This window comes from Dyella sp. 333MFSha (genome assembly GCF_900102405.1).
Taxonomy (GTDB): domain Bacteria; phylum Pseudomonadota; class Gammaproteobacteria; order Xanthomonadales; family Rhodanobacteraceae; genus Luteibacter; species Luteibacter mycovicinus.
The window spans coordinates 45,860-68,242 of sequence record NZ_FNBR01000001.1 but is presented as its reverse complement, the minus strand read 5'-3'; the positions used below and the strand labels follow the sequence as shown (position 1 = coordinate 68,242).

The window sequence follows — 22,383 nt, the reverse complement described above, 5'->3', positions numbered from 1 at the left end:
ATTACTGGAGGAGCTTGGTGACGATCTGCTGGCTCTGGTTGGCCTGGGCGAGGACCGAGACGCCGGCCTGCTGCAGGATCTGAGCCGAGGACATGTTCGCCGTTTCCTGAGCGAAGTCGGCGTCGGTGATGGCCGACTTCGACGAGGTCAGGTTCTGCGAGATGTTCTGCAGGTTCGAGATGGTCGACTCGAAGCGGTTCTGCACCGCGCCGAGGGTGGAGCGCAGATCGGAAACCGACTGCAGCGCGGCATCGATGCGGTTGATCGTCTTGTTCGCATCGTCGACCGTCTTGACGCTGGAATCGGCCAGGGTCGAGGTCGTGCTGACGGCCTGCGTCGTGATACCGAGCGTACCGGCCTGCGTACCGCTGACGGTGTAACCCGTGGCCGAGGAGATCGTCAGGCTCTTGCCATCCGAGCTCACGTAGGCGCTGATGCCCGAACCCGACTTCGAGTTGACGGCGTCGGCGAGGCCCTGAGCATCCTTGTACGTGCCGGCGAGCGAGAAGTTGGTACCGTCGGCGAGCTGGATGCTGGCGCCAGCCGCGCCCGCAGCGATGGTCAGGGACTTGGCATCGCCCGCCTTCACGGCGTCCGTACCGGCAACAGCCGTGCCGGTGCCGAAGATCGCGGCGCCAGCGCCCGTCGGGGCCGGAGCCGCACCCGCACCGGCGGTGCCGGCGGTGAAGACGACCTTGCCGCCCGCGGCGGTCACGGCGACCGACGTATCGCCGGCGCTCGTGAGCTGGGCCTGGATCGCCGCAGCCGTTGCGCTGCCATCGGTGTCACCCGACAGATCGGTGTTCAGCGTGATGTTGGTGTTGCCGACCTTGAAGGTCTTGGCGTTACCGGCACCCGAGTAGTCGGCACCGGTGAAAGCGTCGGACGTGAAGGTGCCCTTGGTAGCGGCGGCATCGGCGGCGACGGTGAAGTTGGACGAGACGTCGACCGTCTGCGAAGCCAGCTGACCGACCTGATTGGACTTCATGCCCTTGTCGAGGCCGACGGTGATCACTTCACCGACGTTGGCACCGACCTGGAAGCTGAGGTTCTGGGCGGAACCGTCCAGGACCTTCATGCCGTTGAAGTTGGTCTGCGTGGCGATACGCGTAACTTCCGACAGACGCTGCTGGACTTCGGCGTCGAGTGCCGCGCGGTCCGAAGACGAGTTGGAAGCGTTGGTCGACTGAACGGCCAGTTCGCGGATGCGCTGCAGGTTGTTCGTGACTTCGTCGAGGGCCGATTCGGTGGTCTGCGACAGCGAGATACCGTCATTGGCGTTCTGCACGGCGCGGTTCAGGCCGTTGATCTGCGTCGTGAAGCGGGTCGAGATCGCGAGGCCGGCGGCGTCGTCCTTCGCGCTGTTGATGCGGTTACCCGACGACAGGCGCTCGATCGCGGACGAGAGCTTCGTCTGCGAGGTGCTCAGGTTACGCTGAGCATTCAGCGACATGATGTTGGTGTTGATGGTCAGTGCCATGGGATTGATCCTTTTTAAGCGGAACCGAAATGCCGGAGGTTGTGCGGCGTAGTCCGGCGGGGTTCCGTGAAGGAAGCCTTCCGCCTCAGAGAGGTTTACGGCACGCCGGGAGGAAACTTGAGAACTTTTTCTACCTGTCAACAACTTTCTTGATCGAAACCGTGTAGGCGGTGACGCCCAGGCTCCGTCAGTCAATTTATCGGCAGGGTCGGCTCCGGGTTTAGGGTCAATTTCATAACGCCAGATACGTCGATTCGGCAGCGGAAGTACGCGCCCCGGCGAACTCGCGGGGGCGCCCCGCCCTGTGCCGTCTCGCCGTGGAACTACTCCAGCAATTTCAGGATGAGCTGTTGAGATGAATTGGCCTGTGCGAGCACCGAGACACCCGATTGCTGAAGGATCATGGCCATCGTCTTCTTTGCGGTCTCCTCCGCGATGTCCGAGTCCATGATGGTGCTGCGTGACTCCGTCATGTTCTGCCGGATGCTGTCGAGGTTCCGGATGGTGGACTCCAGGCGATTCTGCACGGCACCCAGCGTGGAACGGGTCGAGCTGACCGATTCCAGTGACGCGTCGACGCGCGCCACCAGGGCGTATGCCGCATCTCGCGTAAGCACCGAGCCATCGGCCAGGGATGTCGCGGTGTCCATGGCGTAATCACTGGAAAATCCGAGCTTGCCTGCCAGAGCCCCCGACACGCTGACGGCCGACCGCGAATCGAAGCGTAACGATCCGTTTTCACCGACAAAGGCGGAGAGACCGCTTCGTCCGTTGGCATTGATGGCATCGGCGACGCTTTGCGTGTCCCGGAACGATCCGATGATGTCGACGCGCTCGCCGCTGCCATTGGTAAATGAAAGATCGCCTTTAGCCAGGCTGAGGCGGTCGCCCCCTACCCTCACGATGTCGAGTTTGTCACCGTTGGCGGCAACCCTGAAGTCACGACCGAGCTTGCCTTCGAGAAAGCCACGCGCAGTGTCGACGGCGTCGCCTTTATAGAGCGACCAGTCGACCCTGACGCCATCGTAGTCCACCGTACCCAGGCTCTTCCCGTTGGCATTGCTCCAGTCCTTCGCAGGATCCTGCGTGAACGCGTAAGGCTTGGAGACGAACGCCGATGCGATATCCACCGAGCCACTCGCTACCTGACCGACCTGATCCGCACGCATACCCAGCCCAAGGCCCACCTGAATCACTTCGCCCACGTTGGCGCCGACCTGGAAGGTGAAGCGCGAGCCGCTTCCGTCCAGTACTTTCATGCCATTGAAATTGGTTTGTGTGGCGATGCGGGTGATTTCTTCGAGGCGTTCGACCACCTCGTTGTTGAGGGCGCGCCGGTCCACACCGGAGTTCGAGCCGTTGGCCGACTGCAACGCCAGTTCGCGGATGCGCTGCAGGTTGGCCGTTACCTCGTCGAGCGCCGCCTCACTGGTCTGCGACAGCGAGATGCCGTCGCTGGCGTTCCGACGGGCTTGTGCGAGACCGTTGATCTGCGTGGTGAAGCGTGTCGCGATAGCGAGACCGGCGGCGTCGTCCTTTGCGCTGTTGATGCGTTTGCCCGAGGTGATGCGCTGCATGGCCTCGGCCAGCCTGCTCTGGGTCATGCCGAGGTGTCGCTGCGCGTTGAGCGACGCCATGTTGGTACTGATAGTGAGAGCCATGAGAATGTCCTTCTCTCGTGGCGGGCACGCCGCTTACGCGACGGCGTCGCGTGCCCGCTAAAAGGGAATTCGCCGTAAGAGGTGATCGGCGATTTGCAGGCGGGCTAGTGACGGCGGTGGATGAGTTTGATGTAGGGCCCGGAGGAAGATGAGTCCGGATTTCGCGCACTAAAAAGGCGGCCTTGCGGCCGCCTTGAAATGTCGCAAATGCGAACGTCGAGGCGCGTTCTATTTCAGGTAATTGAACAGCGACAGATTCTGCATCTTCACGTAGGCCTGCTGTGCGGCATCGAGCGCCGTCTGCTGCTGGGTGTATTTACTGGCTGCACTCGCGTAGTCCAGCTCGGTCAGATCCGACAAGGTGCTGTCATAAGAAAGCTTGACGTCGGAACCGATGTCCGACTGCTGGTCGAGCGTGTTCATGCGTGCGCCGATCTTGGTACGCGTATTCAGCAGGCTGGTGGCCGCCTGGTCGAGATTCTGCAGCTGGGCGTTGACCTGATTGTTCATCGCCGCGCCGCCGCCGGGCGCTTCGAACGCACTGATGATGCCGGCGATGGTCGAGAACACGTCCTGCGACGACGACGGACCTACACTGAACGAATCGCCCGCCGCAGGGGTACCGGTGACATTGAGCTGCGCGCCCTTGAAGCTGATCGTGCCGCTGGTACCGGTATACGTGCCGGTCGACAGAGGCGTGCCCGTGGGATCGGCCGCGTCATGAATCTCGTAGGTGGTCGCCGAGGTGAAGTTGACCGTGTAATTACCGCCGTCCCACTGCGTGGCATCCGTGACCGAGGTTGCGCCGACAACGGCGCTTCCCGTGTTCGTTGCACCCGCGGTCGTCACGAACGTGCCATTGCCGCCGCGGATCGACATGAAGACGTCATCGCCACTGTCGCCCGTCGCAACCTGGAGGCCGGCGGCCGCTGCGACCATCCGCTGGGTCTGGTCGCCACCGTAGCTCACCGACAGGCCGTCGATCGTGAACGGCTGCGTGGTGGTGCGGCTACCGGCGAAGATGTATTCGCCCTGGCCGTCCTTGCTGTTGCCGAGCGCGACAAGCTGATTCAGCGTCTGTCGCAGCTCGGTGGCGATGGACTGGCGGGATTCGTCGGTCTGCGTGCCGTTCACGCCTTCCAGCGTGATGGACCGGATCCGGTCGAGGATATTGCCGGCCGAGGTGAGTGCGGTTTCTTCCGTCGACAGTCGCGTCGTCGCCGAGTTGATGTTGCGCGTGTACTGATCGTTCTGGGCGCTGGCCGAGCTGACGTCGACGGCGCGCGCGGCGGCCGCCGGATTGTCGGACGGCGTCTGGATGGCCTTGCCGTTGCCCAGGGCAAGCTGGGTCTGCGACAGCTGATACTGGCGATCCAGCATCTGGTTGACCGCTTGCTGTGCACCCCATGAAGTCGAAATACGCATGAGTTATCCGTGTACCGCGCTCAGGAGGGACTGAAAGATGGTGTTCGCCGTGGTGATGACCTGGGCGGATGCCGAGTAGGCCTGCTGAAAACGCAACAGATTGGCCGCTTCTTCATCCATGTTCACACCGGACAGGCTTTGCTGCGCCGCCGTGGCCTGGTCGAGGATGCTCTGCTGCGCATCGAGTGCCGTGTTGGCCTGCGCGCCCGCCGTACCCACTTGCGCGATCAGCTGGCTGTAAGACTTGCCCACCGTGGTCACACCGTTGTCGAGCACGCCCTTGCTGGCCACGTTGGCCAGCGCCAGCGCATTTCCGTTGTCACCGCTGGCGGTGCCGGCGGGTTTCACGGTGAATGTGTCGTTAGCGGCCGGCACGCCGGAAAGCTTTAATGTCCAGCCATTGCCGGTGATCGTGTCGCCATCGGCGTAGGTATTCGGACCCACCCCATTGATCGTGTAGGTCGTCGGGGACGTGAAGACGATGCTGGCCGGCGTATTGAAAGCGGGATCGGCCACGTTGGTGACGGTAAGGCCGCCCAGCGTGGCCTTACCCGTGTTCGCTGAGCCTTTCGTGGCCGCCAGCGGACCCGACGCGGCGATCTTGTTGGTATCGCTGATCGCAACGCTCATGGACGATGCCGCGTTGCGCGTCGCCTGGATCTGGAACGAGTCGCCCGCCACCGCGCCCGCGCTCACCACCATGGACAGACCGCCGACCTTGAACGGGTCCGTGGCGGTGCCCGTACCGGTCATCGGTACGGTGACACCGGCCGTGGTCGTCGCGCTCCAGTTCGTGCCATCGAAGCGCATGACGTAGTCGGATGCATCGAGCCTGGAGACGTCGGACACCGTGGCCGCGATCGAACCCGTGCCTTTGTTGGCCGTGCTGTTGAACACGGCGGGGTTGGCGATAGTGAAGAAGTTTCCGCCCGCGTCGCCGTTGAGGTCGATACCCTGTGCGTGCTGCTGATTGAACGCGTCCGTCATCGCGATCGCGGCGCGACCCAGCTGGTTGCGTGCCGGATCGAGCACGTTGGTGCGGAAATCGAACGTCGCGCCGAGCGAACCCGATCCCAGCTGGCTGCTGATGACCGAGCCACCGGGGCCGGTCACTTCGAGCCGGGACGAATCGTACTGATTGGGGGCCGTCGAAAGCTTCGCGGAATCGGTGCCATTGACCAGCGAAAGGCCATTGCCCACCGTGACGGTGACCATGTGATTGTCGTTCTGGGTGACGTTGACGCCGACCAGCTGCGAGAGCTGCGAGATCGCCTGATCGCGCGAGTCGAGCAGGTCGTTCGGCACTGCCCCGCCCGCGTAACCCTGCTGGATCTGTCCGTTGAGGTCGGAGATCGTCTTGGTCAGCGCATTGATCGAATCGACCGCGGTGCTGATCTGCGTGTTGGTGGACTGGTCCAGCTGCTGAAACTGCGATGACAGCGACTTGAAGGTCGACACCAGCGTACTGGCCTTGCCCAGCAGGGCCTGACGACTGGCGGTATCCACGGGAGCGTTGGCCACGTCGCTGACCGCCCCGAAGAAACCGTCGAGCGCCGTCTGCAGATTGGCCGACCCGCTCACGATGTTATTCACCGACGCCGTCAGCGTGGCGTACTGCGACGCGCGCGATTGTCCCGAGTTGGCCGACCACATCGACTGCGTGAGGAACTGACTGTACGCCCGCTGCACGCTGACCGCATCGGCGCCCTGACCGACGTAGTAACCGCCGTTGTATTCAGGCGTGCGCGCATTGAACGTCGTCGTCTGCCGCGTATACCCCGCGGTGTTGACGTTGCTGATGTTGTGTCCGACGGTGGACAGACCCACTTGCGAGGCAAGCAGACCCGAGACACCTGTGGAGAGCAGATCGGCCATCGTTACGTTCCTTCTGTCCTTTCGTCAGCCCGTGGATTACAGGTCGGCCGCGACGCGTTCGAGCGCGGCCAGGGCCTGTTTCATCACCGGACCATTGGCGATGTCGGCCAGCTTCTGTGCGTAGCTGGGATCGGTGGCGTAACCACCGTTGACCAGCGCCTTGGCGAAACCCTTCACGTCATCACCGCGACCCACCGCATCCGCGTAGCGTGGGCTACTCGCGACCATGTCGGCGTAGTCCTTGAACGAGTCGGACGGTGAGTCGTAAGCGCGGAAGCTGTCCTTCTTGCGCACGGCGACCCCGTTTTCGTATTCGAGAGTCGGTACGTTGACGCGCTTGCCGTCCCAGCTGCTGCCGGCCTTGATGCCGAACATGTTGAAACTGGTGGTGCTGCCCTGCGCCGGCATGTGCTTGCCCCAGCCGGTCTCCAGTGCCGCCTGAGCGAGCAATGCGCGCACCGAGACGCCAAGCTTCTTCGCCGCTTCGATCGCGTGCGGCGCCAGCTTCTGGACGAACTCCTCCGGGGAGGAGATCGACAGCTTGCCGACCGCGCTCGCCACGGCATTGGCGCCGTCGCCGACGGCCTGCCCGGCGCGACCGAGCATGCGCTCGAGCGAATCCATCAACCCGCTGTCCTGGTCAGACTTGGACGAGACCGCATCCACCGTACTCGCATCGCCCGTGACGCCTGCGAAGAGGCCGTTGCCGGACGAGGCGCCCTGCGCGGACGATGCGCCGCCAAGCTGGCGGATGAGCATATCGGCGATGCCGATACCCTTGCCCTGCGACAACGTCACGGAGAGCTGCTTGTCGAACATGTCGCGATAGGCGTTCGACGCCTGCGAACCCATGATGTCGTCACCCATGGCGGCGCTGGCGTCACGCATGGACTTCAGCATCATCTGCGTGAAGATCGATTCGAACTGCTTGGCGACGGCGGGAAGGGCGGACGCCTGATCCTTTTGCGCGGCCGAACGCAGGCCGGCAAACCCGGACATGTCCGTGTAGGTGCCAAGCTTCTGGTTGTCGACCGCGGTCACCATGTCAGATCACCACCAGTTCGGCGCGCAGGGCGCCCGACTGCTTCAGCGCCTGCAGAATGGAGATCAGGTCGCTCGGAGAGGCGCCCACCTGGTTTACGGCGCGCACGATGGCGTCGAGGCTGGTGCCCGGACCGAACTTGAACATGTGGCCGCCCTCTTCGCTCACGGCGACCTGGCTGCTCGGCACGACGGCCGTCTGGCCGCGGCTGAACGCGCCCGGCTGACTCACCTGCGGCTGCTCGCTGATCGTGACCTGGATCGCGCCGTGTGCCACCGCGGCGGCGCCGACCTTGACGTCGGAACCGATCACCACGGTGCCGGTGCGCGAGTTGACGATGATGCGTGCCGGGGCATCGCCCGGCGTGACATCCAGTGCCTGGATGGTCGACAGCCAGGCCACACGCTGGGACGGGTCGAGCGGCGCGCGGACCGCCACCGAGCCGGAATCCAGGGCGTTGGCCGTGCCGGCGCCGAAGTTCTGGTTGACTGCCTGCGCGATACGGTTGGCCGTCGTGAAATCGGCGGTGTTGAGGTTGAGCATCAGATCGCCGCCCTTGTCGAACGACGTCGCGACGCTGCGCTCGATGCTCGCGCCGCCAGGGATGCGGCCGCTCGAGGAAATATTCACCTGCACGCTCGAACCGCTCTTACCCTGCGCGCTGACACCACCGACGATGACGCTGCCCTGGGCGATGGCGTAGACCTGCCCGTCCGCACCCTTGAGCGGCGACATCAGCAACTCGCCACCGCGAATGCTCTTGGCATTGGCGATCGAGGCGACCGTCACGTCGATGCGCTGACCCGGCTTCGCGAACGGCGGAATCTCGGCGGTGATCGTGACCGCGGCCGCGTTCTTCAGCTGCGGACGCACGTTGGCCGGCACGTTGACACCGAACTGCTGAAGCATGTTCTCCAGGCTCTGCGTGGTGAACGGTGCCTGGCTGGTCTGGTCACCGCTGCCGTCGAGACCGACGACGAGGCCGTAACCGATCAGCTGGTTGCTGCGGACACCGCCGACCTGCGCGAGGTCGCGGATGCGATCCGCGTGCGCCGGAAGGACGGCGGCGATCGCGAAGACGGCCACGGCGGCGTTAAAAAGAGTGCGAAAACGAAGCGAGACGTTCATCAGAACGGCATCCACTTGGAATCGAAGAAGCGCGAGAGCCAGCCACGCGTGTTCGAATCCGCGAGCGTGCCCTTGCCCACGTACTCGATGCGCGCGTCGGCGACGCGGCTCGAGGCGACGATGTTGTCGTTACCGATATCCTGCGGACGGACGATGCCCGAGATGCGGACCAGCTCGTCGCCCTGGTTGATCGTCAGCCATTTTTCGCCACGCACCACCAGCGCACCGTTGGACAGCCGCTGCGCGACGGTGACGGTGATCTCGCCGGAAAGCTGATTGCTCTGCTGGCTCGAACCGTCGCCGTCGAAAGCGTTGTTGCTGGCCAGCGAGCTGTCGGCGGTCTTTCCGCCGATGCGCAGGCCCTGACCGAGCACCGTGGGCGAGGTGATGGTGTTGCCGTTCTTCTTGCTGGTGCTGGTCGCCGCTTTTTTGCTGGCCTGGGTCGACTCGACCAGGGTGATCGTCAAAATGTCGCCGACGCGATGCGCGCGCGGGTCCGCGAAGAGCTCCAGCGACTGCTGATCGGCATAGAGCGACCCGGTGGCGCGCGCCTGCTGCGTCGGTTCTTCCGGCAGAGTGGCGGTATACATCGGCCTGGGCGTAGGCGGCACCATCGCGCAACCGTTGAGGAGCGCGAACGGCAGCACAGCGAGAACAGCACGGACGTAAATGCGATTCATGACGTGTCTCAGGTCTTGTTGGTGATGGTCTGGAGCATCTGATCGGACGCCGTGATCGCCTTCGAATTCATCTCGTAGGCGCGCTGCGTTTCGATCATGTTGACCATTTCCTCGACCACGTTGACGTTCGACGTTTCGAGGCTGTTCTGGTTGAGGGTGCCGAGACCGTTGAGGCCGGCGGTGCCCGTCTGCGGAGCGCCGCTCGAGGCGGTCTCCAGGTAAAGGTTGTCGCCCTTCGGCTGAAGGCCGGCGGGGTTGACGAAGTCGGCCAGCTGGATCGTGCCGACGTTCTGCGCGGCGGCCGAACCCTGCACGGTAACGCTGACGGTGCCGTCGGTACCGATGGTGACGGTCGACGCATTGGCGGGAATGGTGATCGACGGTTCCAGCGGGTAGCCGTCGTTGGTGACCATCTGACCATCCTGGTCACGCTTGAGCGAGCCGTCACGCGTGTAGCCGACGGTGCCGTCCGGCATGGTCACCTGGAGGAAGCCGCGACCGTCGATGCGCACATCGAGCGGATTGTCGGTCTGCTGCACGCCGCCCTGCTCGAACATCTTCTGCGTGCCGACCACGCGGACGCCGGTACCCATCATGAAGCCGGTGGGCGACTGCGTCTGCTCGGTGGTCTGGGCGCCCGCCTGCCCACGGTTCTGGTAGGACAGGTCCTCGAACTCGGCGCGGGCGCGTTTGAAGCCCGTGGTGTTCGTGTTGGCCAGGTTGTTCGAGACGACGTCCATGCGCGTCTGCTGCGCATCGAGGCCGGTCTTGGCGATCCAGAGGGACGTGAACATCGTTGACTCCTGCGCGTTGGCGCTTTACGAGCCCGCGACGGTTTTGCGTCGCGCGGCGGTGGTTATCCCACCTGTAGCAATTTCGATGCCGACTGGGCGTTTTCGTCCGCGGCTTTGATCGAACGGACCTGCATTTCGAATTCGCGGGACAGCGAAATCATCTTCACGAGCACGTCCGAAGGGTTGACGTTGCTGGATTCCAAGGTGCCGTTGACCACTTTCACGTCCGCGTCGGCCGGCGCCTGGGATCCGTCTTTCATGTGCATCAGACCGTCGCTGGCGTACGTCAGCTGGTCGTTGCCGGGGTTGACCAGCTTGATCCGGTCGGTGGTGGCCACGGTGGCCGGACTTTCACCCAGCGGAACGGTGGAAATCGTGCCGTCCTCGCCGATCTTCACACTGGTCGACTGTGGGATCGTGATCGGACCGCCGCCGCCGAGCACGGCATTGCCGCGCATGTCCGTCAACAAACCGTCGGCGTCGACGCGCAGGTTACCGGCACGCGTGTAGCCCTCGGTGCCGTCGGGAGTCTGCACCGCGATCCAGCCGTCACCCTGCACGGAGATATCGAGGTCGTTGCCGGTATGCATCTGCTGACCGGACGTCGTGTCCCAGCCGGTCCCCTGCGCGACACCGTTGATACGCGTCTGCAGGCCGTCGCCCTGAACCGGCATGCTCTGAAACGCCGACAGCTCGGCCTTGAAGCCGGCCGTGTTGGCGTTGGCGAGGTTGTGTGCCACTTCGGCCTGCGCCCGCATGATCTGCGCGGCGCCGGTCATGGCGACATATACGGAACGGTCCATGGCTTCGGTCCTTAGCGGCCGGTCGCGGGCGCGGCCCGAGCCGCACCCGCGTCACGCTTAGTTGCGGATGTTGATGATCGTCTGGGTCAGCGTGTTGTCGGTCGAGATGACCTGCGCGTTGGCCTGGTAGTTGCGCTGCGCCTTGATCATGTTGACCAGCTGGGCGGTGAGGTCGGCCGTGTTGGACGCCTCCAGCGAGCCGGCCTGCACCGTTCCGACCTCACCCGAGCCCGCCACGCCACGGATCGGCTGACCCGAATCCGTCGAGGCCACCCAGTTGGTGTCGTTCTGCTGGCGCAGACCCTGGTTGTTGGCGAACGTCGCGATGGCCAGTTGCCCCAGCGGCGTCGACACACCGTTGGTGTAGACCGCCGACACCGTGCCGTCCGTCGAGACGTCGATCTTGGAGAACTTGCCGGCGGCAAAGCCGTCATTGGTCACGGCCGAGGTGGTGTACGAGTCGCCGAACTGGGTCACCTTGGTCATGTCGACCGTGAGGTTGATCGGCGCGGCGCCGGGGTTGGGCGACGCGGCACCGAAGTTGAGCTTGCCGTTGGCCGGCGTGGTGAGCGAGCCACCCGAGCTGAACACCATCTGCTGAGCGGTACCCACCTGGGTGCCGTCCACCGTCATGTACGCGTTCCACGTATTCGGATTGGTCGCGTCCTTGGCGTAGTAGACGTTGGTGGTGTGCGTGGCACCCAGCGAGTCGTACGACTGGAAGGTCGACACGTAGTTGTAGCTCTGGTCGTTGGTCGGATCGAAGGCGACCGTCTTGGCCGTGTCCGACGAGGACAGGTTGGCGGTCAGGCCGATCGTGCCGCTGGCCTTGGCCGCACTGGTGCCCGTGCTGATCTTCAGGTCCTTCAGGGCGCTGATGTCGAAGCCGCCTGTCGCGGTCGGCGGGTAAACCTGCAGGTTCTGGCCGGTCGCGTTGACGATGTTGCCATTGTCGTCCGGGTGGAAGTTACCGGCGCGCGAGTACGAATAACCCGAAGAATCACGCAAGGTGAAGAAGCCCGCGCCGCTGAGCGCGAAGTCGTAGGAGTTACCGGTCTGGGTGACGTTGCCGTCGCCGAACTGCTGGGCGATGTTGGTCAGGCGGACGCCGCTGCCCGCCGCCGTGGCGGACAGGTTTTCACCGGCCACGGAATACACCTGCGAGAACTCGGCGCGCGAGCCCTTGAAGCCGACCGTGTTGACGTTGGCGATGTTGTTGGCGGTGACTTCCAGGTCGGAAGACGCCGCGTTGATGCCGCTGAGGGCGATATCGAAAGGCATGGGTGTGTTTCCTCGCTGGAATTACATGATTTGCGCGATCTGGCTCAGCAGGGCGCCGCCGTAGCCGGCCACCTGCACATAGGTTCCGTCCGTGCCCGAGGCACCGACGCCTTCCACCTTTCCGCGAACGAACGTATCGATCGCGTTGCCGCCGGAAGTAGCGGTCATCTGGTAGACACCGTCGGTCAGCTGCGTGCCGTCGTCGGATTTACCGTCCCAGGAAAACTTGGTGAGGCCCGCATCGGGCTGGCCCAGGGAAATCGTGCGGACGACGTTGCCGGAGGCGTCCTTGATCTGCACGTTGACGTAGGTGCCGGAAGTACCGACGTTGACGGCGCCATCCATCTCGCTGTTGGTCAGCTGTCCCGCGGTGGACGGCACGAGCACCTCCTGGCCGACCAGACTGGCGGCACGGACGAACTGATCGCCGGTGAGGTTGGTCGCCAGCGTGTCGAACGAGCTCTGCAGCTCCTGCGTCGCGGCCACCTGAGAAAACTGCGCCATCTGCGCCACCATCTGGGTGGAATCCATCGGCTTGGTCGGGTCCTGGTTGGTCATCTGGGTGACCATGAGTTTCAGGAAATCCGACTGGCTGAGGGTCTGTTCCTTCAGCTGGCTGCTGGAAGACGTCGAGGACGTGGAACTGGTAGTGCTGACGGAAGCGACCATGGGAGTGCCTTATTTGCCGAGGTCCAGCGTCTTCTGCATGAGCTGCTTGGCGCTGTTCATGACTTCGACGTTGTTCTGGTAGGAGCGGGACGCGGAGATCATGTTGACCAGCTCGTCGACCGGATTGACGTTGCTCGAATAGACGTAGCCGTTCGTGTCGGCCAGCGGATTGGCCGGCTCGTAACGCGACTGGATCGGTGCCTGGCTCTCGGTCACGCCGAGCGCGCGGACACCGCCGTTTTCCATCTGGCCGTCCACCTGCTGCTGCACGGCCGCGAAGGTCGGCTGCCTGGCGCGGTAGGCGGTGGCCTCGCTGCTGGACAGGCTGTCCGCGTTGGCCATGTTGCTGGCGGTGGTGTTCAGTCGCGCGGACTGCGCGGCCATGCCGGAACCGGCGACGTCGAAAATCTTCAGGAGACTCATGAGGCGGTCCCGGTGATGGCGAGGCGCATGGTGTGGATCTGCGCGTTGATGAAGCTGAGCGATGCCTGGTAATGGATCGCGTTGGCGGCGAACTGCGACTGCTCGACCTGGGTGTCGACGGTGTTGCCGTCCATGGTCGGCTGGGTCTCGGCGCGGTAGGCCAGCTTGTTGGCCTGGTCGAGCGCCACGGCGGGGTTGCCGCCGATGTGACCGTCTTCGGTCGACGCCATCTGCAAGGTGTGGCCATCGGTGGCCCCGGTCGCGGCGGTCATCGCTTTCTTGAAATCGAGGTCGCGGGCGAGGAAGCCCGGCGTGTCGGCGTTGGCGAGGTTGGATGAAATGACCTCGGCACGACGCTGCCACAGGCCAAGGGCCTGGGCGTGTACGCCGAACAGCTTGTCGGATGAATCGATCATGGGCTCGTCCCCTCTCGTGACCTTGGCCCGAGGGGTTGAGCAAGAGCCGTGCCACGGCTGGGGACTAACGACGAAACGGCGCCGCAGCGCCGTTTGCAAGGTCTTGCGACGAGCCCGAAGCCGCCAGCGCCGGAATTCCGACGCGCGTACGGCGGTGCCGCGTCAGGGCGACGTCAGGCCGGGAGCAGCTCGAGCACGGCCGTGGCAAGCACGTCGGGCTGGAACTTGGCGATGAACCGGTCGGCGCCGACGCGCTCGACCATCGCCTCGTTGAACACACCGCTCAGCGAGCTGTGCAGCAGGACCTTGTGATGACGCAGGCCGGCCTCTTCGCGGATGGCACGCGTCAACGCGTAACCGTCCATCAGCGGCATCTCGATGTCGGACACGACCAGGGCGACCCGGTCGGCGACCGGACCCGCCGCGAGTTCGCGCAGCTTTTCCAGGCCTTCCTTGCCGTCTTTGGCCACGACACATTCCAGGTCCATCTTGCGGAACAGGTCGACGATCTGCGTGCGGGCGACCAGCGAGTCGTCCACCACGAGGACACGGCGACTGCCCGCGTGCTGGATATGGGCGGCCTGCTGCACGCGGTCGGACAGCTCGACCGCCCGGGGATCCACATGGGCCAGCACCTGCTCGACGTCGACCACGGCGAGCAGGTCGCCGTCGAGACGCGTCACGGCGTTGACCCGCGCCCCATAGCCGAGCGCCGGCGGCGGCGCGGCCATATTGGTGCCGTCGACGTGGACGATCCGATCCACGTCGGATACCAGGAAACCCTGCACGGAGCGGTTGAACTCGGTCACGATGAGGTGCGCGCTGTCCACGGTGGCCAGCGGCGGGTAGCCCATGGCGGCGGCCAGGTCGATCACGGGGATGGTGCTGCCCCGGTAGTCGAAGCTGCCCGACACCAGCGCGTGCATGCTGGGCATACGCTCCAGACGCGGCCGGCGGAGCACCTCACGTACCTTGAAGACATTGATGCCGAACGCCTGGCGGTCGCCGAGACGGAACAGCAGCATGGCCACGCGGTTGTGTCCCGCCAGGCGGGTGAAGGTTTCCACGGTGTCGAGCAACGGGCGGGCCATGTCGTGCCTGGGCATCTGCATAAGGTGTCGCGGAACGTATCGGCGCGGTCACCCATACCTTGAGGTACCCGACTGGCACACGGATTGCTTGGCTCAAGAACGACGGCTCCTGGACGATTACTAGGGGCGACCATCCGAACAAGCGAAAGCGAAATCATGACCCTCCTCTGGAGCCAGCACGTCCGCCTTCTCGCCAGCGCCGCCGCCACCGGTGACGCCGCACGAGTCCGCGCCCTCTCCGCGCAGTATCCGGCGGCCGCCAGCGCCCTGGGCGCACTGCTCAAGCCTGCGGAGGCGCCGCGCACCGCACCGGCGACGACGATCCAGGCCATCGAGCAGCAAGGCATGGTCCTGACCAATGCGCAGGCGCTCGGCGTCAGCCTGCAGGAGCTGGTCGGCAACCTCGAAGGCGCGCGCGATACCGCCGGTCGATTGACGGAAGCCAGCGCCAGGATCTCGACGGCGATCGACCATGCCCACGGCAGCGTCACCGGCATGGCGGAATCGGGCAGTCAGGGCCAGGCGACCGCGGGCGACCTCGACGGCCAGCTGCGCCTCCTGCGCAGCGCCCTCTCGGGCATGAGCCGCAACCACGCTCAGTTCTCCGAATATTTCACGGCGATCCGCAAGCTCACCGCGGCCGTGCAGGACATCGCCCATCAGACCAATCTCGTCGCGCTCAACGCCGCGATCGAAGCCGCGCGCGCCGGCGAAGCCGGTCGCGGTTTCGCCGTCGTCGCCGACGAAGTGAAGCAGCTGGCCGAGAAGACCACCCAGGCCACCGCGGAAATCGACCAGGTCACGCAGACGGTCGGTGAATTCTCGGGCCAGCTCGACGACGCCGTGCAGAACAGCCTGCGTCGCCTCGACCAGACCCAGTCCGGCATCGCCGGTATGCAGGCATCGCTGGGTCGCGTGGATGAGGCCGTGCGCGGCGCCCGCGGCAGCCTCGACGCGGCACGCGAAGGCATGACCGCGCTGGCCGGTCGGATCACCGCGATCCAGACCACGCAGACCTCGCTCGGCCGCATCGGCAATGAATCGCGCCGCCAGGCCGATGCCGCCGCGCGCGCCGCCGTGCTCGCTCACCGCCTCAGCCTGGCGCGCCTGGAGACCGAGGGCGCGCTCGACGCGGCCAGCCTCAGCCAGATGATCCGCGAAGCTTGCCAGGGCCTGCGCTACGCCGTCGAACTGGCGTCGCGCGATCCGGCCAGCCTCGATCGCCGCTGGCTCGACACGACGCCACTGATGCGCTGCATCGACCAGTTCCGCGAACGCCGCCCGGATGCGGCCGCCGACGGCATCCGCGCGGCGGGCGAGCGTTTCACCGCGCTGGCTTCGACGTACGCCATCACCCTTGGGGAAGGCCGTCACGCCGACGCCAGCCACATGGTCCCGGGGCTCAACAAGGAACTCGACGCCGTCACGCAGGGCCTTTCGGCGTCCCTCGCGGAGCGCGCTGCGTGATTCACCGGTTTGTCGCTGGCGGACTCGCCCTCGCGGCCCTGCTCGGCTGCCCGCTTCCGGCGGCAGCCACGCAGTCCGTCGACGGGGTGCGCGATGCCGCGGTGAACTGGTTGCGGGCGAACCGCGCCCCGCCGGGCTCCCGCATAGTGCTCGAGGCCGTGCCGCTCGACAGCCGCCTGAAGCTGGCCGACTGTGCCGCGCCACTCGACGCGTCGCTGCCGGGTAACCGGGCTCTGGGCGCACGCGTCAGCGTGACGGTCCATTGCCCCATGCCGGGGGGCTGGACGGTGCGGGTACCGGTCAAGGTCCAGCTCTTCGCGCCCGTGCTGGTCACCAGCCGGCCGCTGACACGCGGCGACGGCCTCGGCCCCGCGGATGTCCACACGGAAGAACGCGACGTCGCCACCCTCGCCTACGGCTACATCGCCGCCCTGGACCAGGTCGGAGGCCGTGCGCTGGCCCGGCCGCTCAACGCAGGTACCGTACTCACCCCGGGCATGCTCGCCGGGCGACAGGCCGTGCGCATCGGCGATGCCGTGAGCATGGAAGCCAGCGTCGACGGCGTGGTCATCCGTGCGGACGGGGTGGCCATGGGCGCCGGTGACATGGGATCACGCCTCAAGGTCCGCAATGCGTCTTCCGGGAAGGTGCTGGACGCCGTGGTACGCGGGCCGGGGGTCGTCGCGGTGCTTCCGTGAACGAAATACCAACCGCGTCACATTTCTGGCGCCGCGCCAGTTAAAGTTCCCCGATGGACCGCCGATAAGGATTCTGAAGGACATCAGATCCGAGGAAAGATCATGACCACGACCATCAAGCCCGGTATTCCGAACCAGCAGCCGCCGGTGCAGCTTCGCACCCAGAACGCGGCCGCCGGCTCGACCGCCTCGACGCAGACCGCCAGCCCGGTCCGCGCCAGCGACGACAGCGTCAATATCACCGACTCGGCCAAGGCGCTCGACGCCGCCAGCCGCGCCGACGATCCCGGCCGCGCCGCGAAGCTCGAGAAGCTGCGTACGGACATCGAGTCCGGTACCTACAAGCCGGACTCGCAGGCGATCGCCAGCAAATTTCTTTCGATGGAAAGCCAGATCGGAGGCGCAGGCAGCGCATGACCGCGGCATCCGCCTCCGACTTCGACGCGGCGCTCGGCGCCGTCATGGGCGACCTCGCCCGTGACGTCGATGCGCTGCACGCCAGCCTGATCGACGAGCGCATGGCGCTCGATCAGGCGAACATGCCCGCACTGGAAGTCGCAGGCCGGACCAAGAGCAGACTGCTCGACCGCATCGAGAAACTCGATGTCGAGCGCCGTCAGCTCAGCGATGCCGCGGGCGTCGACAGCCTGCAGGACGAACGCTGGTCGCCGACCATCGAGCGCCTGCTCGAATGCCGTCGGCTCAACGACGTCAACGGGCGCATCGTGGCGCAGCGCATGAATCATGTGCGTCACGCGCTCTCGCTCCTTTCGGGCGATGCGCCGGGCGGCTCCACTTACGGACCGAACGGCGTTTCAAAAGTAAGACTCCGTTCCGGGACGCTTGCACAGGTCTGACGCTACGGAACACGCGATACTGCAGGCTCACCCAGACGGCGTAAGAGAAAGCAATGGCAGCATCCCCCCAGCCGACAGCGGTGAACGACGACGGCATCCTCCCCATCGTCCGCGTCCCCATCCTCGACAAGAAACAGTCGCTGTTCGCTTACGAACTGATTTTTCCGCGGCCGGTCGGTACCGATATCGAAGCGGCCGCCGTGGCGCATACGCAGGCCACGCTCAGCGCGATCGCGGATGGCAGCCTCAAGCGCCTCGTGCGCGACAACCGCGCCTTCCTGCACATGTCGCGCGAGCTGCTGCTCGAACACGCCGACATCCTGCGTCACAACGCACGCCTGGGCGCGAGCATCAGCGCCGACGTGGGCAGCGACGAACAACTGCTGATCAAGCTGCGTGAGCTCAAGAGCCACGGCTGCCTGTTCATGCTCGAAGACTTCAACCTGCCCGCCGATCCGGAACACCGAGCCGGCGTCGACGCCTTGCTGCGCATCGTCCAGTTCGCCAAGGTCGCCGTCGATCATCGCCATCCGGTCGCCGCCCGCGCGCACATGGACTACGTCCAGGCGTTCGGGGTCAAGGTCATTGTCACCGGCATCGATACCCACGAAACCTTCGTGGATTACGCCGATCAGGACGTCGACGGCTTCCAGGGTAAATACCTGCTCCGCCCCGAGCGCGTCGACATGCCGCGACTCACTCCCAGCAAGCTCGGCGTGCTGCGCCTCATGGGCGCGCTGCAGGATCCGGAAAACGGTCCCGTCGAACTCGGCAAGATCGTCCGCGACGACGCCATCCTCAGCTACAAGCTGCTGGGTTGCGTGAATTCCGCTTATTTCGCCCTGCCCCGCCAGCTGAAGTCGGTGGAACAGGCCGCGGTGTTCTTCGGCGTCAACCGCATGCGCAACTGGATCTTCACCATGGCCGTGTCGGGCATGGACGAGCGCCCGCCGGAACTCCTGCGTCTCGCGCTGGTTCGTGCGCACATGTGCGAGAAGCTTGCGCGCAGCATCAAGCCGGAGCTGCAGGAAATGGCGTTCACCGCCGGCCTGTTCTCGCTACTGGACACGCTGATGAACGTGTCGATGGCGTACGTGCTCGAGCATCTGCCGCTGGCTATCGAAATCCGCGAAGCGCTGCTCGACGGAACCGGTCCGTTCGCCAGCATCCTGGATCAGGTGCGCCACTGGGAACAGGGCGAAGTGGAAAGCGATAACGCGCTGCGCGACCAGCACATGGCGACCATGGCCACGATGTACGTCGAAGCCACGAGCTGGGCCGATCACGTCTACGCCTTCGCCGATGGGTCCGCCGCGGCCTGAGCGCCGCGGCCTGAGACAGCCCGCCCTCAGACCAGCGAGGGCGCGATCACGTGAATCACCACGTATTGCCAGATGAGCATCGCCGCCATCGCGGCGATCACCAGCAAGGTCAGCCCGGCGCCGAAAAGACGCCCGGGCGATGTCCCGGGTGTCTTCGACAGCCCGATCGCATGCAGCACGCGCGCGATCACCAGCACGATGCCGAACACGTGTAGCAGCATCGGCAACGTCTGGTTGAGTTCCAGTATCAGCAGCAGGATCAACGCGATCGGCACGTACTCCGTCGCGTTACCGTGTGCCCGCGCGGCGCAGGCCACGGCACGGTTGCCGCCGTCGCCCAGTCCGATGCTCGTACGACGACGTAAGAGCATCACGCGCGCGCCGAGGAAGATCATCAGCAGCGCGACCAGGGCCGCATATAGTCCAGTGATACGCATGGCGCGATTTCCCGCTTCAGTTCGATGCCGATGAGGTTCGTTGCTGCACGCGCCAGATGGCCAGGCCTGCCCCCAGCACAGCGACGAGCAACCATACGCTTGCCGCCATCGCGTCGCCAGCCATCCACATCACCCCGGCGACCGCCGCGATGATGACCGCGCCGGTGCCGGCGGCGAAGAGAACGTCGCGCCGCAGGCGGCTGGTCCAGGCGAGCAAAAGCGCACCCAGCGAGGCGGCGAGAAACGCCGCGATGCGCACCGGCAACACCGCGCCCGGAGGCTCGGGGAGCGCGGGCATGACGTCCAGCAAGCTACGGTCGCCTACCTGCACATCGAAACCGGCGTCGCCCTCTCGCGCGGGCGTGCCCGGCACCAGCGTGTCGCCCTCGATCCGGGCCAGTACCGTCATCGCCTGCAACGGCACGGCCTGCCATGTGATGCGGAGGTCGCCCAGGCGCGGATTGGATGGCTTCGCACTGGTCACCAGCGCGTCGCCGACACGCTGGAAGGTCGCCGCGAAATTGGACGGCAACGCTTTTTCGTCCGGCGTGACGTCGACCTGCCCCGGGAACGCGCGCAGGATGGGTGCGGACAGCTTGAAGTTACCGAGCTTGACCTCGCCGGCCTCGAACTGCCGTCCCTGGATCGGGAACGCACCCGGGTTCACGTGGCCCGCGGGCCTGGCGAAATTCGTCGCATCGATCGGCCGGTCGACCCAGTCCACCTCGTAGTGCGTGTTGCCGCCCACGGTGATCTCGCGCCACTGGTACATCTCGACATGGCGAATGAGGACGGGCGAGTCGGCGCGGACGTTGAATTCGCGGTCGCGCGGCGCATCCATGATCTTCGGCATGCCACTGACGCGGGTCAGCGCACCGAACTGGCCCGCCGCGGGCCGGCCTTCGGCGCCGAGATCGAGCACAGGTGAGCCGCCGTGACGCGCAAGGGCGGCGCCGTAATCCATCACACGGCGCTCGTTCCAGGCGATCAGGCCGAGCCCGACCAGAAGCAGTACCGCACCGGACAGACGCGTTCCCCAGGCCATCCCGGTGTGTTTCACTTTTTGCTTCGACCTCATCCTGCCCCCGTAACGCAACTTACTGCACCTTGCCGAGACCGGACGGACGACGCGGATCGCTGGCGGCGTCAAGCTTACCGGTACGGTGATCCCAGGTGACGACGTTCATGAAACCCCACGGCGAGCGATTCTTCAACACGTGGCCCATGTCGGTCAGCGCCCTGGCCGTGGCATCGTCGAAGACGCCGGCTTCCACGTCGACGCGGTCCGGCAGGTACTGGTGGTGGTAACGCTTCTGCGCGGTGATTTCCGAGGCGCTCTTGCCATCGATAAAGGCGAGGATGCCCTCGAGCACCTGCGTGATGATGGTCGAACCACCCGGTGAACCGAGCACCGCCGTGCGATCCGCACCGAACACGAAGCTCGGCGACATCGATGAAAGCATGCGCTTGCCCGGCTCCGGCGCATTGGCCAGCGCCCCACGCAGGCCAAACGCATTCGGCTGTCCCGGCACCAGGGCGAAGTCATCCATCTCGTCGTTGAGCACGACGCCGGTACCCTTCGCCACGAAGGCCGAACCGAACTCGAGGTTCACCGTCAGGGTCGACGCCACCATGTTGCCGTCCGCGTCAATCACCGAGAAATGCGTGGTGTGCATGCCCGGCTCGGGCGCCATCGAGGTGGGCAGCAGATCCGACGGGGTGGCCTTGTCGGGTGAGATCGTCGCGCGCAGGCCGTCCGCGTAGTACTTCGACAGAAGCATGTCGAGCGGCATCTTCACGAAGTCCGGGTCACCCAGGTATTCGTTGTGATCGCGGAACGCCCGACGCATGGCCTCGATGGTGAGATGCGTCGAATGAGCCAGGTCCGCCTTGCTCAGGTCGAAGCCGGAGAGGATGTTCAGCACCTCGGCGATCGCCACGCCTCCCGACGACGGCGGTGGCGCGGTAACGATGCGATAGCCCTTGTAGTCGACGCTGAGCGGCTCGCGCTCCTTGACCTTGTAGCCATCCAGATCGGCCGCGGTCCAGTTACCGCCGGCGGCACGCGATGCCGAAACCATCAGCTTCGCGGTCTCGCCTTTGTAAAAGCCGTCGTGGCCCCTGGCGGCGATGCGTTCCAGCGTCTTCGCCAGGTCGGGCTGGCGCAGCGTCCAGCCGGGAGACGGGACCTTGCCGCCGGGCAGGAAGATGGCCGACGAGGCGGGATAGCGCGCCAGCACGTCCTTGCGATCCTCGATGGTGCCGAGAAACCGCGAATCGGGCTGAAAGCCCTCTTTCGCGATGCGGATGGCAGGCGCCAGCGATACCGACAAAGGCAGTTTGCCGTAATGCTCCGCCATCCAGACGATACCGGCGGGCTCGCCGGGAATGCCGGACGAGAGCGGGCCGTTGGTCGACGTGTCGCGGTTGGGCTTGCCGTCCTTGCCGACGTAGACCTTCATGTCGACGGCCTTCGGCGCGGTTTCGCGCGCGTCGATGAAGACATCGCGGTTGTCCGATGCACGATGCAGCAGGGCCATGAAGCCACCGCCGATGCCTGAACTCTGCTGCTCGACCACGGCGAGCGTGGACGACACGGCCACCGCGGCGTCGAAAGCGTTACCGCCCTTGCCCAGGACCTCGAAGCCCGCGTTGGTCGCCATGAAATTGGCACTGGCGATGGCGGCGTGTCCGGGGCCGCCGGAAGCGGCCGGGGCGTTCTGCGCGTTGAGCGCGCCGGCACTGAAGACAACGACAAGGCTCGCGGCGAGCACGCGCCACGACGGGGCATGGACCATGAAATTTCTCCGGGTGGGAATATCGCTACCCGCGAG

The 22,383-nt window shown here is 65.2% G+C and carries 22 protein-coding genes; 5 read left to right on the top strand and 17 right to left on the bottom strand.

Features of this window, described 5'->3' with window-relative positions; all coding sequences use genetic code 11:
* Position 1 precedes the first annotated feature (1 nt).
* The 14 genes from BLT40_RS00310 to BLT40_RS00245 form a co-directional block, all read right to left on the bottom strand.
* Positions 2-1,480: a flagellin N-terminal helical domain-containing protein gene (locus tag BLT40_RS00310; RefSeq protein WP_090350657.1), complete on the bottom strand. Its 1,479-nt coding sequence runs from the start codon at positions 1,478-1,480 to the stop codon at positions 2-4.
* Positions 1,481-1,803: 323 nt separating this feature from the next.
* On the bottom strand, positions 1,804-3,141 hold the full coding sequence (locus BLT40_RS00305; protein WP_090350649.1) for a flagellin N-terminal helical domain-containing protein: 1,338 nt from the start codon (positions 3,139-3,141) through the stop codon (positions 1,804-1,806).
* 228 nt (positions 3,142-3,369) lie between these two features.
* Complete coding sequence (flgL, locus tag BLT40_RS00300; RefSeq protein ID WP_079522531.1) at positions 3,370-4,566, bottom strand: flagellar hook-associated protein FlgL; 1,197 nt, start codon at positions 4,564-4,566, stop codon at positions 3,370-3,372.
* 3 nt (positions 4,567-4,569) lie between these two features.
* The gene (gene flgK, locus BLT40_RS00295) at positions 4,570-6,441 is read right to left on the bottom strand and encodes a flagellar hook-associated protein FlgK (protein ID WP_036111180.1); all 1,872 of its coding nucleotides are present in this window, start codon (positions 6,439-6,441) and stop codon (positions 4,570-4,572) included.
* A gap of 36 nt (positions 6,442-6,477) precedes the next feature.
* Positions 6,478-7,485, bottom strand: coding sequence for a flagellar assembly peptidoglycan hydrolase FlgJ (flgJ, locus tag BLT40_RS00290; protein ID WP_090350645.1), 1,008 nt, complete (start codon positions 7,483-7,485; stop codon positions 6,478-6,480).
* Between the two features lies 1 nt (position 7,486).
* On the bottom strand, positions 7,487-8,611 hold the full coding sequence (locus tag BLT40_RS00285; RefSeq protein ID WP_079522530.1) for a flagellar basal body P-ring protein FlgI: 1,125 nt from the start codon (positions 8,609-8,611) through the stop codon (positions 7,487-7,489).
* Positions 8,611-9,291 (bottom strand): flagellar basal body L-ring protein FlgH, encoded by a 681-nt coding sequence (gene flgH, locus BLT40_RS00280; RefSeq protein WP_036111175.1) that lies wholly within the window; start codon positions 9,289-9,291, stop codon positions 8,611-8,613. Before flgH ends, BLT40_RS00285 begins: the two co-directional genes overlap by 1 nt.
* Positions 9,292-9,299: 8 nt before the next feature.
* Complete coding sequence (flgG, locus tag BLT40_RS00275; protein ID WP_036111173.1) at positions 9,300-10,085, bottom strand: flagellar basal-body rod protein FlgG; 786 nt, start codon at positions 10,083-10,085, stop codon at positions 9,300-9,302.
* 62 nt (positions 10,086-10,147) lie between these two features.
* The gene (flgF, locus tag BLT40_RS00270) at positions 10,148-10,888 is read right to left on the bottom strand and encodes a flagellar basal-body rod protein FlgF (protein WP_036111172.1); all 741 of its coding nucleotides are present in this window, start codon (positions 10,886-10,888) and stop codon (positions 10,148-10,150) included.
* 57 nt (positions 10,889-10,945) lie between these two features.
* A complete protein-coding gene (gene flgE / locus BLT40_RS00265; RefSeq protein WP_036111170.1) occupies positions 10,946-12,169 on the bottom strand; it encodes a flagellar hook protein FlgE in 1,224 nt (407 codons plus the stop codon).
* 21 nt (positions 12,170-12,190) lie between these two features.
* Positions 12,191-12,838 carry a flagellar hook assembly protein FlgD gene (locus BLT40_RS00260; protein ID WP_036111168.1) on the bottom strand — a complete coding sequence of 216 codons (648 nt, stop codon included), beginning with the start codon at positions 12,836-12,838 and terminating at the stop codon, positions 12,191-12,193.
* A 9-nt stretch (positions 12,839-12,847) separates the two neighbouring features.
* On the bottom strand, positions 12,848-13,261 hold the full coding sequence (flgC, locus tag BLT40_RS00255) for a flagellar basal body rod protein FlgC (RefSeq protein ID WP_036111164.1): 414 nt from the start codon (positions 13,259-13,261) through the stop codon (positions 12,848-12,850).
* A complete protein-coding gene (gene flgB, locus BLT40_RS00250; protein WP_036111161.1) occupies positions 13,258-13,677 on the bottom strand; it encodes a flagellar basal body rod protein FlgB in 420 nt (139 codons plus the stop codon). Before flgB ends, flgC begins: the two co-directional genes overlap by 4 nt.
* A gap of 173 nt (positions 13,678-13,850) precedes the next feature.
* Positions 13,851-14,768, bottom strand: coding sequence for a chemotaxis protein (locus BLT40_RS00245; RefSeq protein ID WP_079522580.1), 918 nt, complete (start codon positions 14,766-14,768; stop codon positions 13,851-13,853).
* Positions 14,769-14,924: 156 nt separating this feature from the next.
* Here BLT40_RS00245 and BLT40_RS00240 point away from each other — a divergent pair, with 156 nt between their 5' ends.
* The 5 genes from BLT40_RS00240 (at position 14,925) to BLT40_RS00220 (ending at position 19,112) form a co-directional block, all read left to right on the top strand.
* Positions 14,925-16,235, top strand: coding sequence for a methyl-accepting chemotaxis protein (locus BLT40_RS00240; protein ID WP_090350641.1), 1,311 nt, complete (start codon positions 14,925-14,927; stop codon positions 16,233-16,235).
* The gene (flgA, locus tag BLT40_RS00235; RefSeq protein WP_255363903.1) at positions 16,232-16,933 is read left to right on the top strand and encodes a flagellar basal body P-ring formation chaperone FlgA; all 702 of its coding nucleotides are present in this window, start codon (positions 16,232-16,234) and stop codon (positions 16,931-16,933) included. The genes BLT40_RS00240 and flgA overlap by 4 nt, the downstream gene beginning before the upstream one ends.
* A gap of 102 nt (positions 16,934-17,035) precedes the next feature.
* On the top strand, positions 17,036-17,350 hold the full coding sequence (flgM, locus tag BLT40_RS00230; protein ID WP_079522526.1) for a flagellar biosynthesis anti-sigma factor FlgM: 315 nt from the start codon (positions 17,036-17,038) through the stop codon (positions 17,348-17,350).
* Complete coding sequence (locus tag BLT40_RS00225; RefSeq protein ID WP_036111154.1) at positions 17,347-17,790, top strand: flagella synthesis protein FlgN; 444 nt, start codon at positions 17,347-17,349, stop codon at positions 17,788-17,790. Before flgM ends, BLT40_RS00225 begins: the two co-directional genes overlap by 4 nt.
* Positions 17,791-17,843: 53 nt before the next feature.
* On the top strand, positions 17,844-19,112 hold the full coding sequence (locus BLT40_RS00220; RefSeq protein WP_079522525.1) for an EAL and HDOD domain-containing protein: 1,269 nt from the start codon (positions 17,844-17,846) through the stop codon (positions 19,110-19,112).
* A 26-nt stretch (positions 19,113-19,138) separates the two neighbouring features.
* Here BLT40_RS00220 and BLT40_RS00215 read toward each other — a convergent pair whose 3' ends face one another.
* The 3 genes from BLT40_RS00215 to ggt are packed head-to-tail and all read right to left on the bottom strand — an operon-like array spanning position 19,139 to position 22,347.
* Complete coding sequence (locus BLT40_RS00215) at positions 19,139-19,549, bottom strand: MAPEG family protein (protein ID WP_036111149.1); 411 nt, start codon at positions 19,547-19,549, stop codon at positions 19,139-19,141.
* Positions 19,550-19,565: 16 nt separating this feature from the next.
* Positions 19,566-20,609, bottom strand: coding sequence for a TMEM43 family protein (locus BLT40_RS00210; protein WP_255363902.1), 1,044 nt, complete (start codon positions 20,607-20,609; stop codon positions 19,566-19,568).
* Between the two features lie 37 nt (positions 20,610-20,646).
* Positions 20,647-22,347 (bottom strand): gamma-glutamyltransferase, encoded by a 1,701-nt coding sequence (gene ggt / locus BLT40_RS00205; RefSeq protein WP_036111143.1) that lies wholly within the window; start codon positions 22,345-22,347, stop codon positions 20,647-20,649.
* Between the last annotated feature and the right edge of the window lie 36 nt (positions 22,348-22,383).